We start from the raw sequence: 17,164 nt of genomic DNA on the forward strand, positions 1-17,164 counted from the left end.
TCTCTTTGGAATCGTGTTTTTCTAATGATATTGCGGGATGAAATGTGCCTTCATCCCATCAGATAAGAAACAGCGGTAATCACTAGTTAAGATCAGCCCTTCTATGCTGTCTGTCTGCTTGATGAGATGGAGCGCTTGCGGTATGGGAAGACCAAAGAACTGACTACTGTAGGTTTCAGCTCTTAGGGCGGAATCGCTCAAGATAGTCAGACTGACCATCTCGGTTTTCATAGGATAGCCAGTTTTTCTATCCAAAATATGGTGATAAGCTCTGCCATTAGCCTCAAAAAAGCGTTCATAAATTCCGGAGGTGACGAGGGCTTGGTTGCCCATCGTGACTCGCCCCATAGCTTGACCACGAGGCGCAAAAGGCAGTTGCACCCCAACTTGCCATTTGCTGGTCGTTGAAAACGGCTGACCGTGGGTTATGACATTGCCCCCGAGGTCGATTAAGACGCTGGTAGCACCAGCTGACAGCAGGTGTTCCAGCAGACGGTCAGCAATGTAGCCCTTGGCAAGTGCACCCAAATCTAAAGCCATGCTAGAGCGAGCTAAAAAAATGCTCTGCTGACGAGGGTTCAGCAAAATATCTTTTGGCTGGCAGAGGTCAAGTAGCTGGTCAATGGCAGCTTGACTGGGCTTGGTTGCTCCTACAAATCCAATCTTCCAAGCCTGAACCAAGGGGCGAAGGGCGATGTTGAGCTGGCTATGAAGTGCTAAACTGTGCTTTTTACCGTAGCTGACGAGTTCAAACAATTCTGCTGAAGCAGTGAAGGGAGATTTTCCTGCTGACTGATTGAGTTGATTGAGTTCAGAAGCTGGCAAATGGGCGGAAAAAATCATCTCATAGGACTTGAGCAGTTCTCCTGTTTGATCAAGTAGGCTTCCCGCTTCAGGAGCCTCAATAGCAATGTGGCAGATGGTCCCCAGCTGCCTGAAACGGCGCTCTTCTCTCACTAGCGACGTTTCATCTGACCATGAGGGTAATAACTCCCTTCTGGCATATCGTTGATAAAGATGTGAATGGCTTCTTTGGGGACTTTGGCGATGCGAGACACAACTTCACAGACTTCTTGAGCCAGCTGATCTTTTTGCTCTTGACTACGTCCCTCAAAGAGGTCAATGGTGATAAATGGCATATTCTACTCCTCCTTATATCAGTTCTATTGTATCATACTGGCGTGAAAATGGTATAATGAGATTACATCAGTCATTAGTTAACCCAAAAAGGAGAATAGCCATGAATCAGATCAAATGCCCCCACTGTGGGACGAGTTTTACAGTCAACGAAACTGAGTATAGTCAGTTACTAGCTCAGGTGCGGGGAGTAGAGTTTGACAAGGAACTTCATGACCGCCTCACTCGCGAGACCCAACTGCTCAAGGAGCAGTCCAAAAATGCGCTCCAGTCCCAACTGGCGGAAAAAGACCGAGAACTAACAGCGCTGGCTCACCAGCTTGACACGCTCAAGGCAGAGCAAGAACTAGCCCTCAGATCTGCCATGTCCAAAAAAGACCAAGAACTGGCCCAGGTGCGCAGTCAACTGGAGCAGCGTGCCCATGAAGAGATGCTGGCAGCCAAACAGTCACTCGCCGACAAGGAGCAAGAATTAGCGCGTGTGACGGCGCAGTTGGCAGCCAGTCAAGAGGCTCAGCAGGCGCAATTGGCTCAAGTGCAGGCCGAGCAGGACAAGCAGGCGGTGCTCAAAGACAGGGCACAGCAGGAAGCCATCGCTCGTCTGGAAAAGGAGCGTGACGAGGCACGGACAGCCCTGCTATTGCAGGAACAACGGCAAGAGTTGGCGCTGGCAACCACCCGTCAAGAGTATGACCTCCAGCTCAAGGCAGCCAACGAGCAGGTCGAATTTTACAAGAATTTTAAGGCACAACAGTCCACTAAGGCCATCGGAGAGAGTTTAGAACTCTATGCCGAGACAGAATTCAACAAGGTGCGTGCCTATGCCTTTCCCAAGGCCTTCTTTGGCAAGGATAATCTAATCTCCGAATCAGGGTCTAAGGGCGACTACATCTTTCGAGAGACAGACGACAATGGGCTTGAAATCCTCTCCATCATGTTTGAGATGAAAAACGAGGCCGACACAACCGCCCGAAAACACAAAAACGAGGACTTTCTCAAAGAATTGGACAAGGACCGACGAGAGAAAAACTGCGAATACGCCGTTCTGGTCTCTATGTTGGAGGCGGACAGCGATTACTACAACACGGGCATTGTTGATGTCAGCCATCACTACCCTAAGATGTACGTCATTCGCCCCCAGTTCTTTATCCAGTTGATTGGTCTTTTGAGAAATGCTGCGCTAAACAGCTTGAGTTACAAGCAAGAGTTGGAATTGGTCAGAAGTCAAAACATCGACATCACCACCTTTGAAGCCGATTTGGAAACCTTCAAAACGGCCTTTGCCAAAAATTATACCTCAGCCAGCACCAATTTCAAGAAAGCCATCGATGAAATCGACAAGGCCATCAAGCGCATGGAAGAGGTCAAACGCTTCTTGACCACCAGCGACAACCAGCTGCGCCTGGCCAACAACAAGCTTGAAGATGTCTCCGTCAAAAAACTAACTCGGAAAAACCCGACTATGAAGGCTAAGTTTGAAGCGCTCAAGGAAGAGTAACAACAATGATGACAAATCTCCCTTATCAGACTACTGTTGACCAACATACTTTATATTTTTTAAAGCTAGCTTACTTTAAAGATTTATCTGATTCACTCAAATCAGCCAGTAGACTAGCCTACTTAGATTTTAATCGTACACTCAACTTAAAAGAAGTCCCAAATGAAGTAAGATTGCAGCTGAGACGGGAGGTGTTGGGAATTTTTCGCGAAGAATTACCTCAGCTAACACCTTCAATCATCAGTCAACAAGACCAGTACGACTGTTGGCATTACCGCATTTGTTGCCGAATCAAACAGCTATACGCCTCCTTCAACATTCGATTTACATTTGGTCAAGCTCAGAAATGGGTCAATATGACCCTAAAATATCTCTATATGTTGGAACCAGAGATGCTTGAAGACATTTTCCCATTGCTTCATGTGCCGATAGATAACTATATCTTGAAACTAGCAGACAACTATCTTCAGATAAGCCTCCCTACGGATTTGGCTTAGAGCAAATGGGATGATTATAACGAGCTGTATCTCCCTTACCAAAATGCTATTCGTAAAAAAGTTGGTGACTTATCACCATTAAGATGGGAATTCGAGTATTGGTCAAAAGCTATCGAACGAGCTAGGACCGCAAACAACAACAGAACAATATAGAAAGGCTCTCTCATGACCAACACCATTGACCTCAACCAGCCTGTCGCCGAGTTGCTAGCCAGTCACCCTGAGCTTAGGGATATTTTGGTTGACTTAGGCTTTAAGCCCCTTGCCAATCCTGCCATGCTTAGCACGCTCGGTAAAATCACCAGCCTCAAGCAAGGCTCTCGCCTGACTGGCATTTCCCTAGAGACCATCGCACGCACCCTGACCAGCCATGGTTACGAGGTGATTGGAGGAGACAAATGAGCGACCAACGGATAAAAATTTTGAGAGACATTTTGCTGGAACTCCATCAGGGGGCTAGCCCTGAGAGTGTCCAGGAACGCTTTAACCAGCACTTTACAGGTGTGTCTGCCTTGGAGATTTCCCTCATGGAACATGAACTCATGACCTCAGATGCAGGCATCACTTTTGAGGACATCATGAGCCTTTGTAACGTCCACGCCAACCTCTTTAAAGGCGCTATCACCGCCGTAGAGGTCGCAGATGCTGATCAGGAGGGACATCCTGTCTATGTCTTCAAGCAGGAAAATTTAGCCCTGCGCGCAGCACTCTTACGCGTTAGGCGGATTTTGACCTCTTATGCAGAGACAGAGGACACGGACTTGCAGACTGATTTGCTCAAGGGGCTCCGTCACCAGCTGAACCTGCTAGGGCAGTTTGAGCGTCATTACGACCGCAAAGAGAACCTTTTCTTCCCCATCATGGAACGCTACGGTCACGATGCCCCTCCTCAGGTCATGTGGGGTGTAGACGACCAAATTAGGGAACTGTTTGCTCAGGTCATGACGACCAGCCAGTCCTTACCTGATGGTGATGTAACAACTGTCCTCACTACTTTTGAGGCGTTCGCCAAGGAGTTCGAGGAGATGATTTTCAAGGAAGAGGCTATCCTGATCATGATTTTGCTGGAAACCTTCACCCAGGACGACTGGCTGACCATCGCAGTGGAGAGCGAGACCTACGGCTACGCCATCATCAAACCGACCGCCAAATGGGTTCCATATCGGGAGGTCTTTGGGGAAATGGCTAGCGCAGACCAACCACAACCAGCTGTTCAGCTGACACAAGCTGAGGGGCAGGAGACCGTCATCGATACCCCACAGGGACAGTTCACCATCACCTTTACCCCAAAAACAAACACGACCAGCTCTGCTATTGACCGCAACCAGCAACAACCTTTCGGCAAGGGCTACCTGTCGGTCGAAGAAGCCAATCTCATCCTCAACCACCTGCCACTGGAATTAACCTTTGTCAATAAAGACGATATCTTTCAATATTTCAACGATAGTGGGCCAGCTGATGACATGGTCTTTAAGCGCACCAAGAGCCAGATAGGTCGTCATGTTGACCTCTGCCACCCACCAAAAATCCTAGAGCGGGTGCGAGCCATTTTTGACCTGCTCAGAAGTGGGCGCAAGGACCAAGTCGACATGTGGTTTAAGTCCGACAAGATGGGCAAGTTCATCTATGTAGTCTACAAGGCCGTCCATGATGATAACGGTGCATTTCAAGGTGTGCTCGAATACGTTCAGGACATCCAACCCTTCTTTGAGTTGGAAAGTGAGATGAAACGAGATTTGGATTGAGTTATAGCTAAAAACTATAACCAATTCTAAAAAATAAGTATTTGTCAGCAACATCAAAATAGGTTACAATCAAGGTACCATAGGACTGGCGGTGCTAACAGGACGCCGCCTATCCTGCTAGAAAAGGAGACCTTATGACAAGTTTACGAGACGCCTATACCGCTTTGACATCAGCCAAGTTGGTCAACCTGACCCACAAGATAAATGAAACCAGCCCTCACTTCCCTGCCTTGCCTGCTCTGGAGAAAAAGGATATTTTCACCCTCAAGGATGGTTTCTATGTTCAGCAGTTTACAGTTGTTGGTCAGTATGGTACCCACATTGACCCGCCGATTCACTTTGTTGAAGGCGGCAAGTACCTCGACGAGATTCCTTTAGAGGACCTCTTCTTGCCACTCTATGTCATTGACAAGTCCGCTGCAGTCGCTGAGAATCCAGACTACCAACTCAGCAAGGCTGACATTCTCGCTTTTGAAGCAGAGCACGGTGTGATTGAGCCAGGTGCCTTTGTCGCCTTTCGCTCAGATTGGCATAAACGCTGGCCAGACACCGCAGCCTTTCGCAACCTAGATGAGAACGATGTCCAACATACCCCAGGTTGGGGACACGATGCCCTTGAATACCTGATTCACGACCGTCAGGTCAAGGCCGTCGGGCACGAGACACTGGATACCGATAGCGGTGCTTCTGTTCCTGAAAATGGCGGTGCCTTGGTTGAGGAATACTACTTGCTTGAACAAGGGATTTATCAGGTCGAGGTGCTGGCTAACCTTGATCAGGTTCCAGCAACGGGCAGTTTTATCGCCATCGCCTACCCTAATTGGGAAGGCGCCACAGGCTCACCTGTCCGCGCAGTTGCCTACGTCCCACAAGACTAATCTGTTGCTATCCGATGATGTTGTCATCGGATTTTTTAGGCGCAAAAAAGCAGAGCAGCCCCTGTGATGCATAACCATCACGATGTCTGTCTCTGCTCTGTTATGAGGTCGGTTTTCTTTACTGGCGCCGAATGACACGCCACTTTCTAAGCGATAAACTCTCTGATTTGAGCCTCAATAGCTGCAATCTTAGCTTCAGCATCTGCAAGATCGTCACCAACTGTGGCGATGTAGAACTTGATTTTTGGTTCTGTGCCTGATGGACGAACGGCAAACCAAGAATCATCTGCCAAGGTGTACTTGAGCACGTCAGACGGTGGCGTGGTCAAGGCAGTCACTTGACCATCAGCAGTTGTCGCAGTCTGTTTGGCAAAATCTTCAAAGCGAACGATAGCTGTACTGTTGAACTCGGTCGGCGCATTCTCGCGGAATTTTGCCATAATAGCCTTGATTTGAGCAGCGCCATCAATACCTGCCAAATCAACTGAAATGGTTTTTTCAGCAAAATAGCCGTATTCTTTGTAGATCTCATCAAGACCATCTGCTAAGGTCAGACCGCGTGAACGGTAGTAAGCTGCAATTTCAGCGATGATGAGAACAGCTTGAATAGCATCCTTATCACGAACGAAGGGCTTAATCAGATAGCCAAAGCTCTCTTCAAAACCAAACATGTAAGTGTGGTTGTTAGTGTCCTCGAACTCTTGGATTTTTTCAGCGATGAACTTGAAGCCAGTTAAAACGTTAAACATGGTCGCCCCATAGCTTTCCGCAATCTTAGTGACCAGCTCAGTTGACACGATGGACTTGGCCAACGCAGCATTGGCTGGCAACGTACCAGCTTGCTTATGGGCTTCTAGGATATATTTGGCAATCAAGGCACCAATCTGGTTACCAGACAAGTTGAGGTAGCTGCCGTCAGCTTGACGGATTTCAACACCGAGACGGTCTGCGTCTGGGTCAGTCGCCAACAACACATCGGCCTGATGCTGGTACCCCAGTTCTTCTGCCAGAGCAAAAGCTGCCTGGCTTTCAGGGTTTGGTGACTTAACGGTTGAAAAATCTGGGTCTGGCTGGGCTTGTGCGTCAACGATGATGACTTTTTCAAATCCAGCCTGTGCTAGGGCACGACGCGCCAGCATTTCCCCTGTCCCATGCAGAGGAGTGTAGACGATGGTCATATCGCGACCATGCTGATCAATCAGGTCTTGGTTGATGGTGACCGATTTGATCTCTTTGAGGTAGTCCGCATCAGTTGCTTCGCCGAGAATCTCGATGAGACCGTCAGCCTTGGCCGCGTCAAAGTCAGCTACTGCGACAGCAAATGGGTTGTCAATGGCACGAATATACTGGGTCAGGGCATCAGCATCGGCTGGCGGCATCTGTCCACCGTCCTCACCGTAAACCTTATAGCCATTGAACTCTTTAGGGTTGTGGCTAGCGGTAATCATGATACCAGCGATAGCCTGATGGTGGCGTACTGCAAAAGATAGCTCAGGCGTTGGGCGCAAGCTTTCAAAAAGGTAGCTCTTGATACCGTGAGCAGCCAGTACTTGGGCAGATTCTGCGGCAAATTCTGGGGAGAAATGACGTGAGTCATAGGCGATGGCAACGCCACGTTGCTTAGCCGCCTCACCCTTGCTCTCAATCAATTTAGCCAGCCCTTCTGTGGCTTGACGAACCACGAAGATATTGATGCGGTTAGTTCCTGCACCGATATAGCCCCGCATACCAGCCGTACCAAATTCTAAGTTAGTGTAAAAGGCGTCTTCTTTAGTTTTTTCGTCCATACCCAGCAGTTCCTCGCGGAGGTAGTCAGGCAAATCGGAAACGTTCAACCAGTTTTGATAAGTCTCTTGATAGGACATCAGCGGTCTCCTTTTCAGTCTTTATTAATCGCTTTCAGTATACCACAATTCTCCAGAAAAGAAAATAAATTTTTGAAAAGTACCACTAGAAATATGTCCCTATCCAAACGTTCTTGACTGGGTTCAAAAGAGGAGACTTACCTGTGATGTTGTTGGCGTTTACCTGTTGAAATTCCTTGATTTTCAGCCCTTCTGTCGTGTATAATAGTAGAATTGACAAGGAGAATCTTATGACGACATCACAGATTGATTTAACCAAGGGCAAGATTTTACCGACCATTTTACGGTTTGCTTGGCCTATTATGATTTCCAATATTTTTCAACAACTTTACAATACAGCCGATACCATGATCGTCGGTAACTACCTTGGGGAGCAGGCTTTGGCTGCAGTTGGATCGACATCAGCTATTTTTGAGCTGATTATCGGCTTTGCGCTCGGTGTCGGTAACGGTATGGGCATTGTCATTGCTCGTCATTATGGCGCAAAAAACGAAGAAGAGCTTAAGCGGTCGGTAGTTGCGACAGCCATCATTGGACTGGGCTTGAGTGGTCTAGTGATGCTGGGGGGCAATCTGGGCTTGCGACCACTGCTTCAGCTACTTGGGACCCCCGCCGATATTTTGGAGCAGTCTTACAGCTACATCTACCTGATCATGATGGGGGTTGGAGTGACCTTTGCTTACAACCTTGGCGCCGGGCTCTTGCGGGCTATCGGAGACAGCTTAGTTGCCCTTTACTTTTTGATTTTCTCGGCTTGCCTCAACATTGCTCTGGACTTGTTTTTCATTACCCAGTTGCACCTAGGGGTGCAATCCGCAGGGCTTGCAACTATTTTATCTCAGGGGCTATCATCTGTTCTCTGTTTTCGTTACATCGCTAGACGCGTCCCTGTCCTTGTTCCCAAACAGCGTCATCTGGTTTGGGATAAGGGGCTCTACCAAGATCTTCTGGGACAGGGGCTGTCGATGGGACTCATGTTTTCGATTGTGTCTATTGGCACGGTTATCCTCCAAACGGCCATCAATGGCTTTGGGGTCTTGATTATCGCCGCCCAAACGACAGCTCGTCGCATCATGGCTTTCTCTCTCCAGCCTTTGACTGCTACTGCAGCTAGCATGACCACATTTGTTTCCCAAAACGTGGGCGCTAAGCAGTTTGACCGTATTTACCAAGGGGTCAAAAAAGCCAGCTTAATCGCTCTGGTCTGGGGGATTATAGTGACAATCTTACTGCATATTTTTAGCCCTGCCTTAATCCGCTGGATTTCAGGATCTGATGAGCCTGAACTAATCGCCAACGCTACCCTTTATCTCAAGCTAGGCACACCTTTTTATCCCATTCTCGGTTGCCTTTTTATCCTACGAAATACCCTGCAAGGGTTGGGCAGAAAGGTAACACCTCTGGTCTCCAGCCTGATTGAGCTAGTGGGCAAGGTCGTTTTCGTCATTGCCATCATCCCACAGGTCGGTTATGTCGGGGTCATGCTTTGCGAACCTCTGATTTGGGTTCCCATGACTGCTCAGCTATTTGTCGCCTTCAGGCGACATCCCCTTATCCAAGAAGGCAAGCGTCAAGCACGCCTGGCCTCTGTCTAATATGGTAAAATAAAAGAAAAAAGGAGTTTCTTATGAAAAAACAAGTCAATCTCTGGCTCTTGCTGGCTCTGATGGTACTGACAACGGTTCTGGCTCTGGTCAACCGTCAGGAGGTGGTGGTCAACTACCTCTTTGGGCGTTTCCGAATGCCTTTAATTTTAGTGATTTTAGGCTCAGTCTTGGTGGGTTTTATCGGACAATACCTGCTAGGGCTGTCTAAACAAATGACCCTTAAACAGCAGCTTAAGCAACTGGTCAAGGACAAACAAGAACTGACAGCTGCCTTAAACAATACCGAGAGACTAAATTTAACAGATAGTGACTATAACTAATGAGACCTGTACTAAATCTACTGTTTTCCATCAATGACAGTTATGTCGACCAATTCAAGGTCACCCTATTTTCTCTGGTCCAACAGACGCCTGACCGTGACCTTCATGTCTACCTCTTACAGCAACCTCGACTCAGTAGGGAACCTGAGGTTGAGGTCTTTTGTCGTAAACTAGGCGTTTCCTACCATGCGCTGGTCATTGATAAAGGAGCGTTCGCAGACGCTCCGACAAGCGACCGCTACCCTGAGACCATCTATTATCGTCTTTTAGCGCACGAGTATCTGCCAGATGATTTGGACAAGATTCTCTACCTTGATGCTGACATTCTCTGCATCAATCCAGTGACGGCTCTCTACGATCTTGACCTGGGTGAGCAACTTTATGCGGCTGCCAGTCATACGGAGGATGCTAATGTCACCGATGTGGTCAATCGCCTACGTTTAGGAGATTATGAGTCTAAAAATTATTTTAATTCCGGTGTCCTGTTAATGAATCTGACAAAAATACGTCAGATGGTGAAACGTGAAGACATCATGACCTACATCGCTGCACGGCAGAATTTGCTCTTCTTGCCTGACCAAGATGTGCTAACCGCTCTTTATGGTCACCACATCACGCTAATTCCAGACCAGATTTATAATTTTGATACCCGTTATCACCTCATTTACGCAGCCAAAAGTTTGGGCAAATGGGATTTGGATTGGGTGATGGCAAATACCGTCTTCCTTCATTTTTGTGGGCGAGATAAACCGTGGAAACCTAGCTATCGCAACATGTTTTCTGGTCTTTATAAGCATTACCAGCACCTGACAAGGAGGGCCGATCGTGACTAAACGCTACAATGCTAAAACTTACTACCTCACTGGGTTAGGGCTAATCGGATTCGGGCTGGGGTTTATCCTTTGGCAAGAACAATTTTCGTCGCTTCTCTTTGCCTTGGGTGATTTAGCGATGATGGGACAGACCCTACTGACGGCTAAATCCAACCTAGCTGAAAAAGGGCTCATCGCTATCCTGTAAATCTTTTTAAACCTCTTGATAGGGGCACTCTTTTTAACCGCACCGATTCTTCCGACACGATTTCTTGCGATTATTATCGCTTTTTACCAACTTCTTCTCGGCTTAGTTCTCTTGATTCATACTCGCTTACTTTTTCATGAACAACTCAGCGGTCGCTACTCCTACCTGCTTAGCGCCTTAGTGCACCTACTGGTGGCAGGGCTCATTTTAAGCTATCGTCGCTTCTTCTTATCCAGCCTTTACACCATCATCGGTTGCTATCTTATGTTCTTAGGGGGCAATAGCTGGCGCGACGGCTTGGAATTTGATTTTGGAAAGGCGATGCCAACAGCTAGACGTCAACGGTTGGGGCTACCTATTTTTCTAACCGCCCTTATTCCTGTCACGGCACTCAACAAGGTTAACAGCTACTTAGCAAAAGAGAGAAGCCAGCCCTACTATATTCGGTGACCTCAGTCAACCTGTTGACTGAGAAATCTGGATTCATACCGCCAGACGAGGGTTTGAGATGATGGGGCATGTCGACATTGCTTTTAACGGGCAAATCTATAGTTACGGTAACCACGACGTCGATAGCCACCGCTTGTTTGAAGCTATCGGTGATGGCGTCTTGATGACTCTACCTGTTGGGCAATACAAATCCAGCCTCAAGGCTGATGGCTGGCGTGCCGTCTTTGGCTACGGCTTGGTTTTAACAGCCGATGAAAAAAGAGCTATACAAGCTAATCTGGACAAACTTTTAGAAAGAGCTCCGCCATTTTCCCAAAAAACAACTAACCAAAAGACCAGCTATCTAGGGCAAATGGTGAGCACCTACGGCGCCAAGGCCTATAAGTTCACGTCTGGCAAATATAAAACTTACTTTGTGATGACAACTAACTGCGTGCAGTTGATTGATGACATCGTTGGTAGCACAGGTCTAGATATTTTAGATAGCCATGGGATTTTGACACCAGATGCCTATCAAGCCTACCTTGAGCGAGAGTACCAAAACCCAAACAGTCGTATGGTTAGCCAAATGAGTTTAGGTCAACAAGTCTAATAACGATATCATCCCCGCTAGAATCTAGCGGGGATGAGTGATGTTCTATTTAAATTTCTTATCAGGATCCCAGACAAAGCTAGCAATATCGCTAAAAATCAAGGTTAGTAAAATAAGAATCAAACCAATCAACAAAGCTGGGATACGAATCAAGTAGGTCAACACCGAAGCTTTCTTACCGTCATCGTAAGTTGCATTTTCGGCATCCAATTGATCAAAGGCAGCCTGCACACGTGCTGTCACTTCAGCGATACCGTCATCATTCATCCGTTTGATGTCAGAAATATCAATAGGGTCACCAAAATTCATATCGACACGCTCACCAGCCAAGAGCCCTTTTATGGTCATGGGACCACGGTAACTGGCAGGCATGATGCGAACCTTTGCCATCTTGGCGATGACAGCAACTCCTCCTTTGACGTCTTTTGAATGACGGCTTCCTGATGGAAACATGAGCAAGGACCGGTTGCTTTTTTTGAGCATGTTAACAGGGTAGCGGATAGCATCCTGACTAGGATTTTCGCGGTCTATGGGAAAGGCGCCACACATGCGAATCCACCAGTTGAACATGCGATTCTTAAACAGCTCTTTTTTTGCCATAAAAATAAACTGTTTAGGACGGGCAGCGTAAGCCATATAAACCGGATCCCACCAAGTGCGATGCGGAGCAACCAGGATATAGTTCTCGTCTTTATCTAAAATTTTGTCTTCATTGTGGTAGTGGGCATTGCCGTTGAGCACCCAAAGCAGAAAAACCACGAGGGTGCGTAAATAAGTGTAAAACATCAGATCTCCTTATCGTTTTCTAAGGCTACCAAAAATACCTCTGACCAACTCACGTCCAACCGCTCGGACTGCAGAATTGATAAAGCTATCGGCAGCTTTTTCAACAGCTGATTTTGGGCGACGAGCAGCTTTATCTGCTTCTTTGCGTGCGCGTTCTTGCTCTTTTTCAAGAGCTTTAGCGTCCTTCTCAGCTGCTTTAGCCTCTTCTTGCTCCGCTTTTTCGGCACTGGCTTGGGCAACTTTTTGCTCTAGAAGCTCATAAGCCGACTCCCTGTCAAGGCTCTCGGCATATTTGTCGGTAAATGGCGAAGCATTGACTAAACCTTGAATATTCAGAGCAGTCAATGGGGTAAAGCTTGACTGAGGCGGATAGATATAAGCTCGCTCAACGATGCTCGGCTGAGCTTGCTCATTGAGGAAAGATACCAGGGCTTCCCCGACTACCAACTCTGTAATAGCCGTCGCCACATCAAGGTCTGAATTCTGACGGAAGGTCTCAGCTGCCGTCTTGACTGCTTTGAGTTCTTTAGGCGTGTGGGCACGCAGAGCGTGTTGGATGCGGTTCCCCAGTTGCGCCAGAATCATCTCAGGCAAATCTAGCGGATTTTGTGTGATAAAGAAAATTCCGACACCCTTGGAACGAATCAAACGGACAATCTGTTCCACCTTATCAACAAAGACTTTTGGGGCATCTTTGAAAAGCAGGTGAGCTTCATCAAAGAAGAAAACCAGCTTAGGCTTATCCAAATCCCCCACCTCAGGCAGGTTTTCAAACAGCTCAGCCAATAACCAAAGGAGAAAAGTCGCATACAGACTAGGGGAGTGAAACAACTTAGTTGCATTGAGGATGTTGATAGCCCCATGACCATCACGATCACGTTGCATAAAATCAAGCAAATCCAAGGCAGGCTCACCAAAGAAGATATCACCACCTTCTTCTTCCAAGACCAAAAGACTGCGCTGAATAGCAGCAACAGAGGCCTTGGCAATATGCCCATAGTCCTGGGAATACTGGCTAGCCTGCTCTGCTATTTCCCGTAACAAAGCCTGTAAGTCTTTGAGGTCAATCAAGAGCCAACCACGGTCATCAGCCACCTTGAAAGCGATGTTGAGGATGCCCGTTTGGGTCTCGTTGAGGTTGAGAAGACGCCCCAGCAAGGTCGGTCCCATCTCCGAGATGGTCGTCCGAACAGGCACACCAGCTTCGCCAAAGACGTCCCAGAGGCGAACTGGAAAGGCCTTTGGCTCATAAGTGTCAGTCAAGCCTAGCTTGTTCAAGCGTTCAGCTAGCTTCTCCGTTACCTCACCCTCACGCGCCAGATTGGCTAAATCACCCTTGATGTCTGCCAGAAAAACAGGCACGCCAGCCTGACTCAGCTGTTCAGCAAGAACCTTAAGGGTCACCGTTTTCCCTGTTCCAGTCGCACCAGCGATTAAACCGTGACGATTGAGCATATTGAGCTGGAGGGCAACGGGATTAGTTCCCTTAGCGATGGTTAGTTGTGTCATTTTGGTCTCCTTTTTTGGACAATTGCAGAGCAGATAGGCTCTTGTCACCTATCATGTGTCAGACATTCACGCCTACAGTCTGTTAAACATCAAAAGCTTGATGTTTAGACGGATTGAGCACCTACTCCTTAGTCAGTTCTTGCAAGAGCTGATCGACCTGAGCGTAGGTGGTTTGTAAATCACCAGTATTGTCAATCACTCGGTCAGCGCGCGTTTGCTTCTCAGCCAGCGACATCTGGCTCTGTAGACGTGTTTGAGCTTGGGCTAGCGTATAACCATTGCGGCCCATGAGACGTTGCAGTTGTGTATCTTCATCAACCACCACCAGCCAGACCTCATCGCACCAGCTATCGTATCCCTTTTCAAAAAGCAACGGAATATCCAGCACCACCACATCATGTAGCGCAGCCAAGCAGGCTTTCTCTTCTGCCAAGGCCTGACGGATAATCTCGTCCTGCAACGCAGAGGACGTCGCCAACTGTTCTGGACTGGAAAAAATCAGTTCTGCCAACTTCGGACGGTCAAGCTCCTCATCTGGACGCAAAATCCCTGACCCAAAATGGTCAACCAGCGCCTGATAGAGCTTGCCTCCCTTGGCCTGCAAGTTATGCACCAATTGATCGGCATCAACCGCTGCTACACCTTGGCGTCTCAAGTAAGCACTCACCGTCGATTTCCCAGAGGCAATCCCGCCTGTTAGTCCAATAATCCTTGCCATAATCGCTCCTTGTTTTCTTTCATTGTACCATAAAAGGCTAGGGAAATAAACTCCCTAACCCCTGCCATCATAACTTACACTTTTCTCGTTTAGTTCTCCAAAAATTTCTTAATCACATCGCGGAAAACATAGCGGACAATGTGAGCCGCTATAAAAACAGACAGCGCTGAGGATAAAATTCCCATAATAATCGCAAGAATACTAAAAGCACCAAAATTGAAAACATCTACCATAATCAAGACCTCCTGATAAATTTTACAAGATTATTATATCATAATTTCGGACATTTTTCAACTGACAAGGCAAGGACACACTGACAAAACTGCCCCTGGCACGCTATCCTCAGCTAGTTTCTGACACTTTACAGCAACTACTGAAATAAGTCTATCGCCTTTGACATTTAGGACAAAAATGACTGCCCCGACCTGCCACCTTGATTTTGACGATGTCCCGTCCACATCTGGCACAGGGTTGCCCCGTCTTCCCATAGACCTGCAAGTAGTCCTGCATGGTCCCATCCATGCCCAAAGCATTGCGATAGGTTCGAATGGTCGAGCCTCCCTTTTCAATCCCCAGCTGCAAGATCCGAATGGTCTCATCGTGTAGACGCTTGATTTCAGCTTTTTTCAGGCTGCTAGCCACACGCTCAGGATGGACCTTACTCGCCCAAAGCACCTCGTCCACGTAGATATTGCCCAGACCCGCCACCAGAGACTGGTCCAACAGGAGCGGTTTGATAGGCTTTTTACTAGCAGCTACCGCCCGCTCAAAGTTCGCATAGGCAAAGACGCCTTTTTCAGGCTCTGGTCCTAGCTTTTTCTTGGTAAAATAGCCGAGCAAATCAGCTGTTTTGACCAACTCTAGCGTGCCAAATTTACGGATATCTTGATAGACAAGGGTCTCATTGCCATCTAAGTCAAAAAAAGCATGAAAATGCTTGTTATCAGGGATTTGGTCAGATGGAAAGAGCAACCATTTACCTTCCATCCGCAAGTGAGACACCATGGTCATCTGACCGAGACCAAACAGCAGGTACTTGCCCCGACGCCCCATCTGTTCAATGATCGCCTCAGTCAAACTAGCAACAAATTCATCGCGGTCTGTCACAACCAGCCTCGGATAGCGGATCCTCACACGCTCAATCCGACGACCGACAACCAAGCGCGCCAACCCTCTTCTGATCGTCTCCACCTCTGGTAATTCTGGCATAATGCTCCTTTACAACTTGATGCTTAAATTGGCCAAATAATCACTGCCATAGACTGACAGACGATGCTGGCTATTTTTGGACTCATAGAAATCAATCATGGCAAAACCAGCACGCAACTGACCACCAATCTGCTCGTCAAGGGTATAGCTAAATTCGTAGCCGTAGTCTGGATTGATAGCTAACCGCCCAGCCTGTTCCAACTCTCTGGCGTTAAAAGGTAGTGGATAGATCAACAGCGGCTCCTCCTCTGGTTTATCCCAAACCACATCACCATCATACATGTAAACCCAAGGGTTCATATAGCCCACCATGAGGAGACCGCCTGGTTTGAGGACACGGTAACATTCCTGCCACAAGTTGGTCAAGTCCTCAATGTAAACATTGGATACTGGGCAAAAGACCAAATCAAAGGCCTCATTCTCAAAGGGAAAGGATTGGGTCATGTCCGCCTGAACAGTCTCGATGGTCAACCCCTCACGCTCTGCCACCAAACAGTCAGAGGCTAACTACTCCTTGGAATAATCCATGATGGTTACATCATAGTCATGAAGGGCAAAAAGGGAACCTTGCTGGCCGCCACCAGAAGCCAAACCCAGCACTTTTTTACCTTTCAGCCGCTCAAACCACGCCTGCGGTACCGTTTTACCAACAGTCAAGGATACCTCGAGTGGCTGAGTTTTAGCAACCATCAATTCTTCGTGACTGATTGGTTGAGTGTAGGCATTGCCACGCTTTTTTGCCACCCGATCCCAGCGATCCTTATTATAAGCAACAACATCTGTCATGCGTTCTGCTAACTTTCTTATGATTTTAATTTAGCAGGGATTAATGGAACCATTCGAAACAGCACAGCTCTAAAACGAAGAAGAACGTTGTCAAGAGTGCTTTAGGTTTTGGAACCATTCGAAACAGCACAGCTCTAAAACAAATAGGAAGTCATTAGAATCCGCTGAACTGTTTTGGAACCATTCGAAACAGCACAGCTCTAAAACCTGCTTCTGATAAGACAAGATTTCCAGTTCGTTTTGGAACCATTCGAAACAGCACAGCTCTAAAACAAGCAGATGTACAGAAGGAGCTTAAAACAGGTTTTGGAACCATTCGAAACAGCACAGCTCTAAAACATTGGAATGGTTATCTCACTCATTATTTCAGTTTTGGAACCATTCGAAACAGCACAGCTCTAAAACAAACTTGTTGCTTCATCTCTTCGGAAATATGTTTTGGAACCATTCGAAACAGCACAGCTCTAAACCAAACTTGTTGCTTCATCTCTTCGGAAATATGTTTTGGCACCATTCGAAACAGCACAGCTCTAAAACAAACTTGTTG

19 protein-coding genes, 1 pseudogene and 1 CRISPR repeat array (1 of these 21 running past the window's edge) are annotated in these 17,164 nt (G+C 47.4%); of the genes and pseudogenes, 11 read left to right on the top strand and 9 right to left on the bottom strand.

The annotated features are described in order from the left end of the window. Positions 1 to 21: 21 nt before the first annotated feature. On the bottom strand, positions 22 to 957 hold the full coding sequence (locus ACERC8_RS00310; protein ID WP_373657896.1) for an FAD:protein FMN transferase: 936 nt from the start codon (positions 955 to 957) through the stop codon (positions 22 to 24). Then, positions 957 to 1,139: a 4-oxalocrotonate tautomerase gene (locus tag ACERC8_RS00315; RefSeq protein ID WP_373657897.1), complete on the bottom strand. Its 183-nt coding sequence runs from the start codon at positions 1,137 to 1,139 to the stop codon at positions 957 to 959. Before ACERC8_RS00315 ends, ACERC8_RS00310 begins: the two co-directional genes overlap by 1 nt. Positions 1,140 to 1,240: 101 nt before the next feature. On the opposite strand from ACERC8_RS00315, the gene ACERC8_RS00320 reads away from it, so the two are divergent. The 5 genes from ACERC8_RS00320 to ACERC8_RS00340 all read left to right on the top strand — a co-directional run bounded on the left by ACERC8_RS00320 (position 1,241) and on the right by ACERC8_RS00340 (position 5,755). Continuing rightward, the gene (locus tag ACERC8_RS00320; RefSeq protein ID WP_373657898.1) at positions 1,241 to 2,635 is read left to right on the top strand and encodes a DUF2130 domain-containing protein; all 1,395 of its coding nucleotides are present in this window, start codon (positions 1,241 to 1,243) and stop codon (positions 2,633 to 2,635) included. Between the two features lie 5 nt (positions 2,636 to 2,640). Next, positions 2,641 to 3,132 carry a hypothetical protein gene (locus ACERC8_RS00325; RefSeq protein ID WP_373657899.1) on the top strand — a complete coding sequence of 164 codons (492 nt, stop codon included), beginning with the start codon at positions 2,641 to 2,643 and terminating at the stop codon, positions 3,130 to 3,132. 165 nt (positions 3,133 to 3,297) lie between these two features. Beyond that, entirely contained in the window at positions 3,298 to 3,534 is a 237-nt protein-coding gene (locus ACERC8_RS00330) for a DUF1858 domain-containing protein (protein ID WP_373657900.1), read from the top strand. Then, positions 3,531 to 4,877 carry a DUF438 domain-containing protein gene (locus tag ACERC8_RS00335; RefSeq protein ID WP_373657901.1) on the top strand — a complete coding sequence of 449 codons (1,347 nt, stop codon included), beginning with the start codon at positions 3,531 to 3,533 and terminating at the stop codon, positions 4,875 to 4,877. The genes ACERC8_RS00330 and ACERC8_RS00335 overlap by 4 nt, the downstream gene beginning before the upstream one ends. Before the next feature lie 134 nt (positions 4,878 to 5,011). Further along, entirely contained in the window at positions 5,012 to 5,755 is a 744-nt protein-coding gene (locus ACERC8_RS00340) for a cyclase family protein (RefSeq protein ID WP_373657903.1), read from the top strand. A 146-nt stretch (positions 5,756 to 5,901) separates the two neighbouring features. Here ACERC8_RS00340 and ACERC8_RS00345 read toward each other — a convergent pair whose 3' ends face one another. After that, positions 5,902 to 7,620: a phospho-sugar mutase gene (locus tag ACERC8_RS00345; protein WP_373657904.1), complete on the bottom strand. Its 1,719-nt coding sequence runs from the start codon at positions 7,618 to 7,620 to the stop codon at positions 5,902 to 5,904. Positions 7,621 to 7,850: 230 nt separating this feature from the next. Here ACERC8_RS00345 and ACERC8_RS00350 point away from each other — a divergent pair, with 230 nt between their 5' ends. The 6 genes from ACERC8_RS00350 to ACERC8_RS00375 are packed head-to-tail and all read left to right on the top strand — an operon-like array spanning position 7,851 to position 11,609. After that, positions 7,851 to 9,215 (top strand): MATE family efflux transporter, encoded by a 1,365-nt coding sequence (locus ACERC8_RS00350; protein WP_373657905.1) that lies wholly within the window; start codon positions 7,851 to 7,853, stop codon positions 9,213 to 9,215. Between the two features lie 32 nt (positions 9,216 to 9,247). Beyond that, entirely contained in the window at positions 9,248 to 9,547 is a 300-nt protein-coding gene (locus ACERC8_RS00355) for a lipopolysaccharide assembly LapA domain-containing protein (RefSeq protein ID WP_373657906.1), read from the top strand. Continuing rightward, the gene (locus ACERC8_RS00360; protein ID WP_373657907.1) at positions 9,547 to 10,380 is read left to right on the top strand and encodes a glycosyltransferase family 8 protein; all 834 of its coding nucleotides are present in this window, start codon (positions 9,547 to 9,549) and stop codon (positions 10,378 to 10,380) included. Before ACERC8_RS00355 ends, ACERC8_RS00360 begins: the two co-directional genes overlap by 1 nt. Beyond that, positions 10,373 to 10,567, top strand: coding sequence for a hypothetical protein (locus ACERC8_RS00365; protein ID WP_373657908.1), 195 nt, complete (start codon positions 10,373 to 10,375; stop codon positions 10,565 to 10,567). Before ACERC8_RS00360 ends, ACERC8_RS00365 begins: the two co-directional genes overlap by 8 nt. 15 nt (positions 10,568 to 10,582) lie before the next feature. Then, positions 10,583 to 11,017: a hypothetical protein gene (locus ACERC8_RS00370; RefSeq protein ID WP_373657909.1), complete on the top strand. Its 435-nt coding sequence runs from the start codon at positions 10,583 to 10,585 to the stop codon at positions 11,015 to 11,017. Positions 11,018 to 11,075: 58 nt separating this feature from the next. Continuing rightward, positions 11,076 to 11,609 carry a hypothetical protein gene (locus ACERC8_RS00375; protein ID WP_373657910.1) on the top strand — a complete coding sequence of 178 codons (534 nt, stop codon included), beginning with the start codon at positions 11,076 to 11,078 and terminating at the stop codon, positions 11,607 to 11,609. 45 nt (positions 11,610 to 11,654) lie between these two features. Here ACERC8_RS00375 and ACERC8_RS00380 read toward each other — a convergent pair whose 3' ends face one another. From ACERC8_RS00380 to ACERC8_RS00405, 6 genes and pseudogenes are all read right to left on the bottom strand, one after another. Beyond that, positions 11,655 to 12,395: a lysophospholipid acyltransferase family protein gene (locus tag ACERC8_RS00380; protein ID WP_373657911.1), complete on the bottom strand. Its 741-nt coding sequence runs from the start codon at positions 12,393 to 12,395 to the stop codon at positions 11,655 to 11,657. Between the two features lie 9 nt (positions 12,396 to 12,404). Beyond that, positions 12,405 to 13,904 (bottom strand): helicase HerA-like domain-containing protein, encoded by a 1,500-nt coding sequence (locus ACERC8_RS00385; RefSeq protein WP_373657912.1) that lies wholly within the window; start codon positions 13,902 to 13,904, stop codon positions 12,405 to 12,407. Between the two features lie 121 nt (positions 13,905 to 14,025). After that, positions 14,026 to 14,622, bottom strand: coding sequence for a dephospho-CoA kinase (gene coaE, locus ACERC8_RS00390; RefSeq protein WP_373657913.1), 597 nt, complete (start codon positions 14,620 to 14,622; stop codon positions 14,026 to 14,028). 89 nt (positions 14,623 to 14,711) lie between these two features. Beyond that, positions 14,712 to 14,855 (bottom strand): hypothetical protein, encoded by a 144-nt coding sequence (locus tag ACERC8_RS00395; RefSeq protein WP_373657914.1) that lies wholly within the window; start codon positions 14,853 to 14,855, stop codon positions 14,712 to 14,714. Positions 14,856 to 15,006: 151 nt separating this feature from the next. Beyond that, positions 15,007 to 15,831: a DNA-formamidopyrimidine glycosylase gene (gene mutM / locus ACERC8_RS00400; protein ID WP_373657915.1), complete on the bottom strand. Its 825-nt coding sequence runs from the start codon at positions 15,829 to 15,831 to the stop codon at positions 15,007 to 15,009. Positions 15,832 to 15,840: 9 nt separating this feature from the next. Next, positions 15,841 to 16,617, bottom strand: a pseudogene (locus ACERC8_RS00405) (class I SAM-dependent methyltransferase). Between the two features lie 40 nt (positions 16,618 to 16,657). Beyond that, a CRISPR array of direct repeats spans positions 16,658 to 17,164; the repeat unit is 36 nt; unit sequence GTTTTGGAACCATTCGAAACAGCACAGCTCTAAAAC (it continues 122 nt past the right edge of the window).

Source organism: Streptococcus sp. E29BA, from assembly GCF_041807805.1.
In the GTDB taxonomy this organism is placed as follows: domain Bacteria; phylum Bacillota; class Bacilli; order Lactobacillales; family Streptococcaceae; genus Streptococcus; species Streptococcus entericus.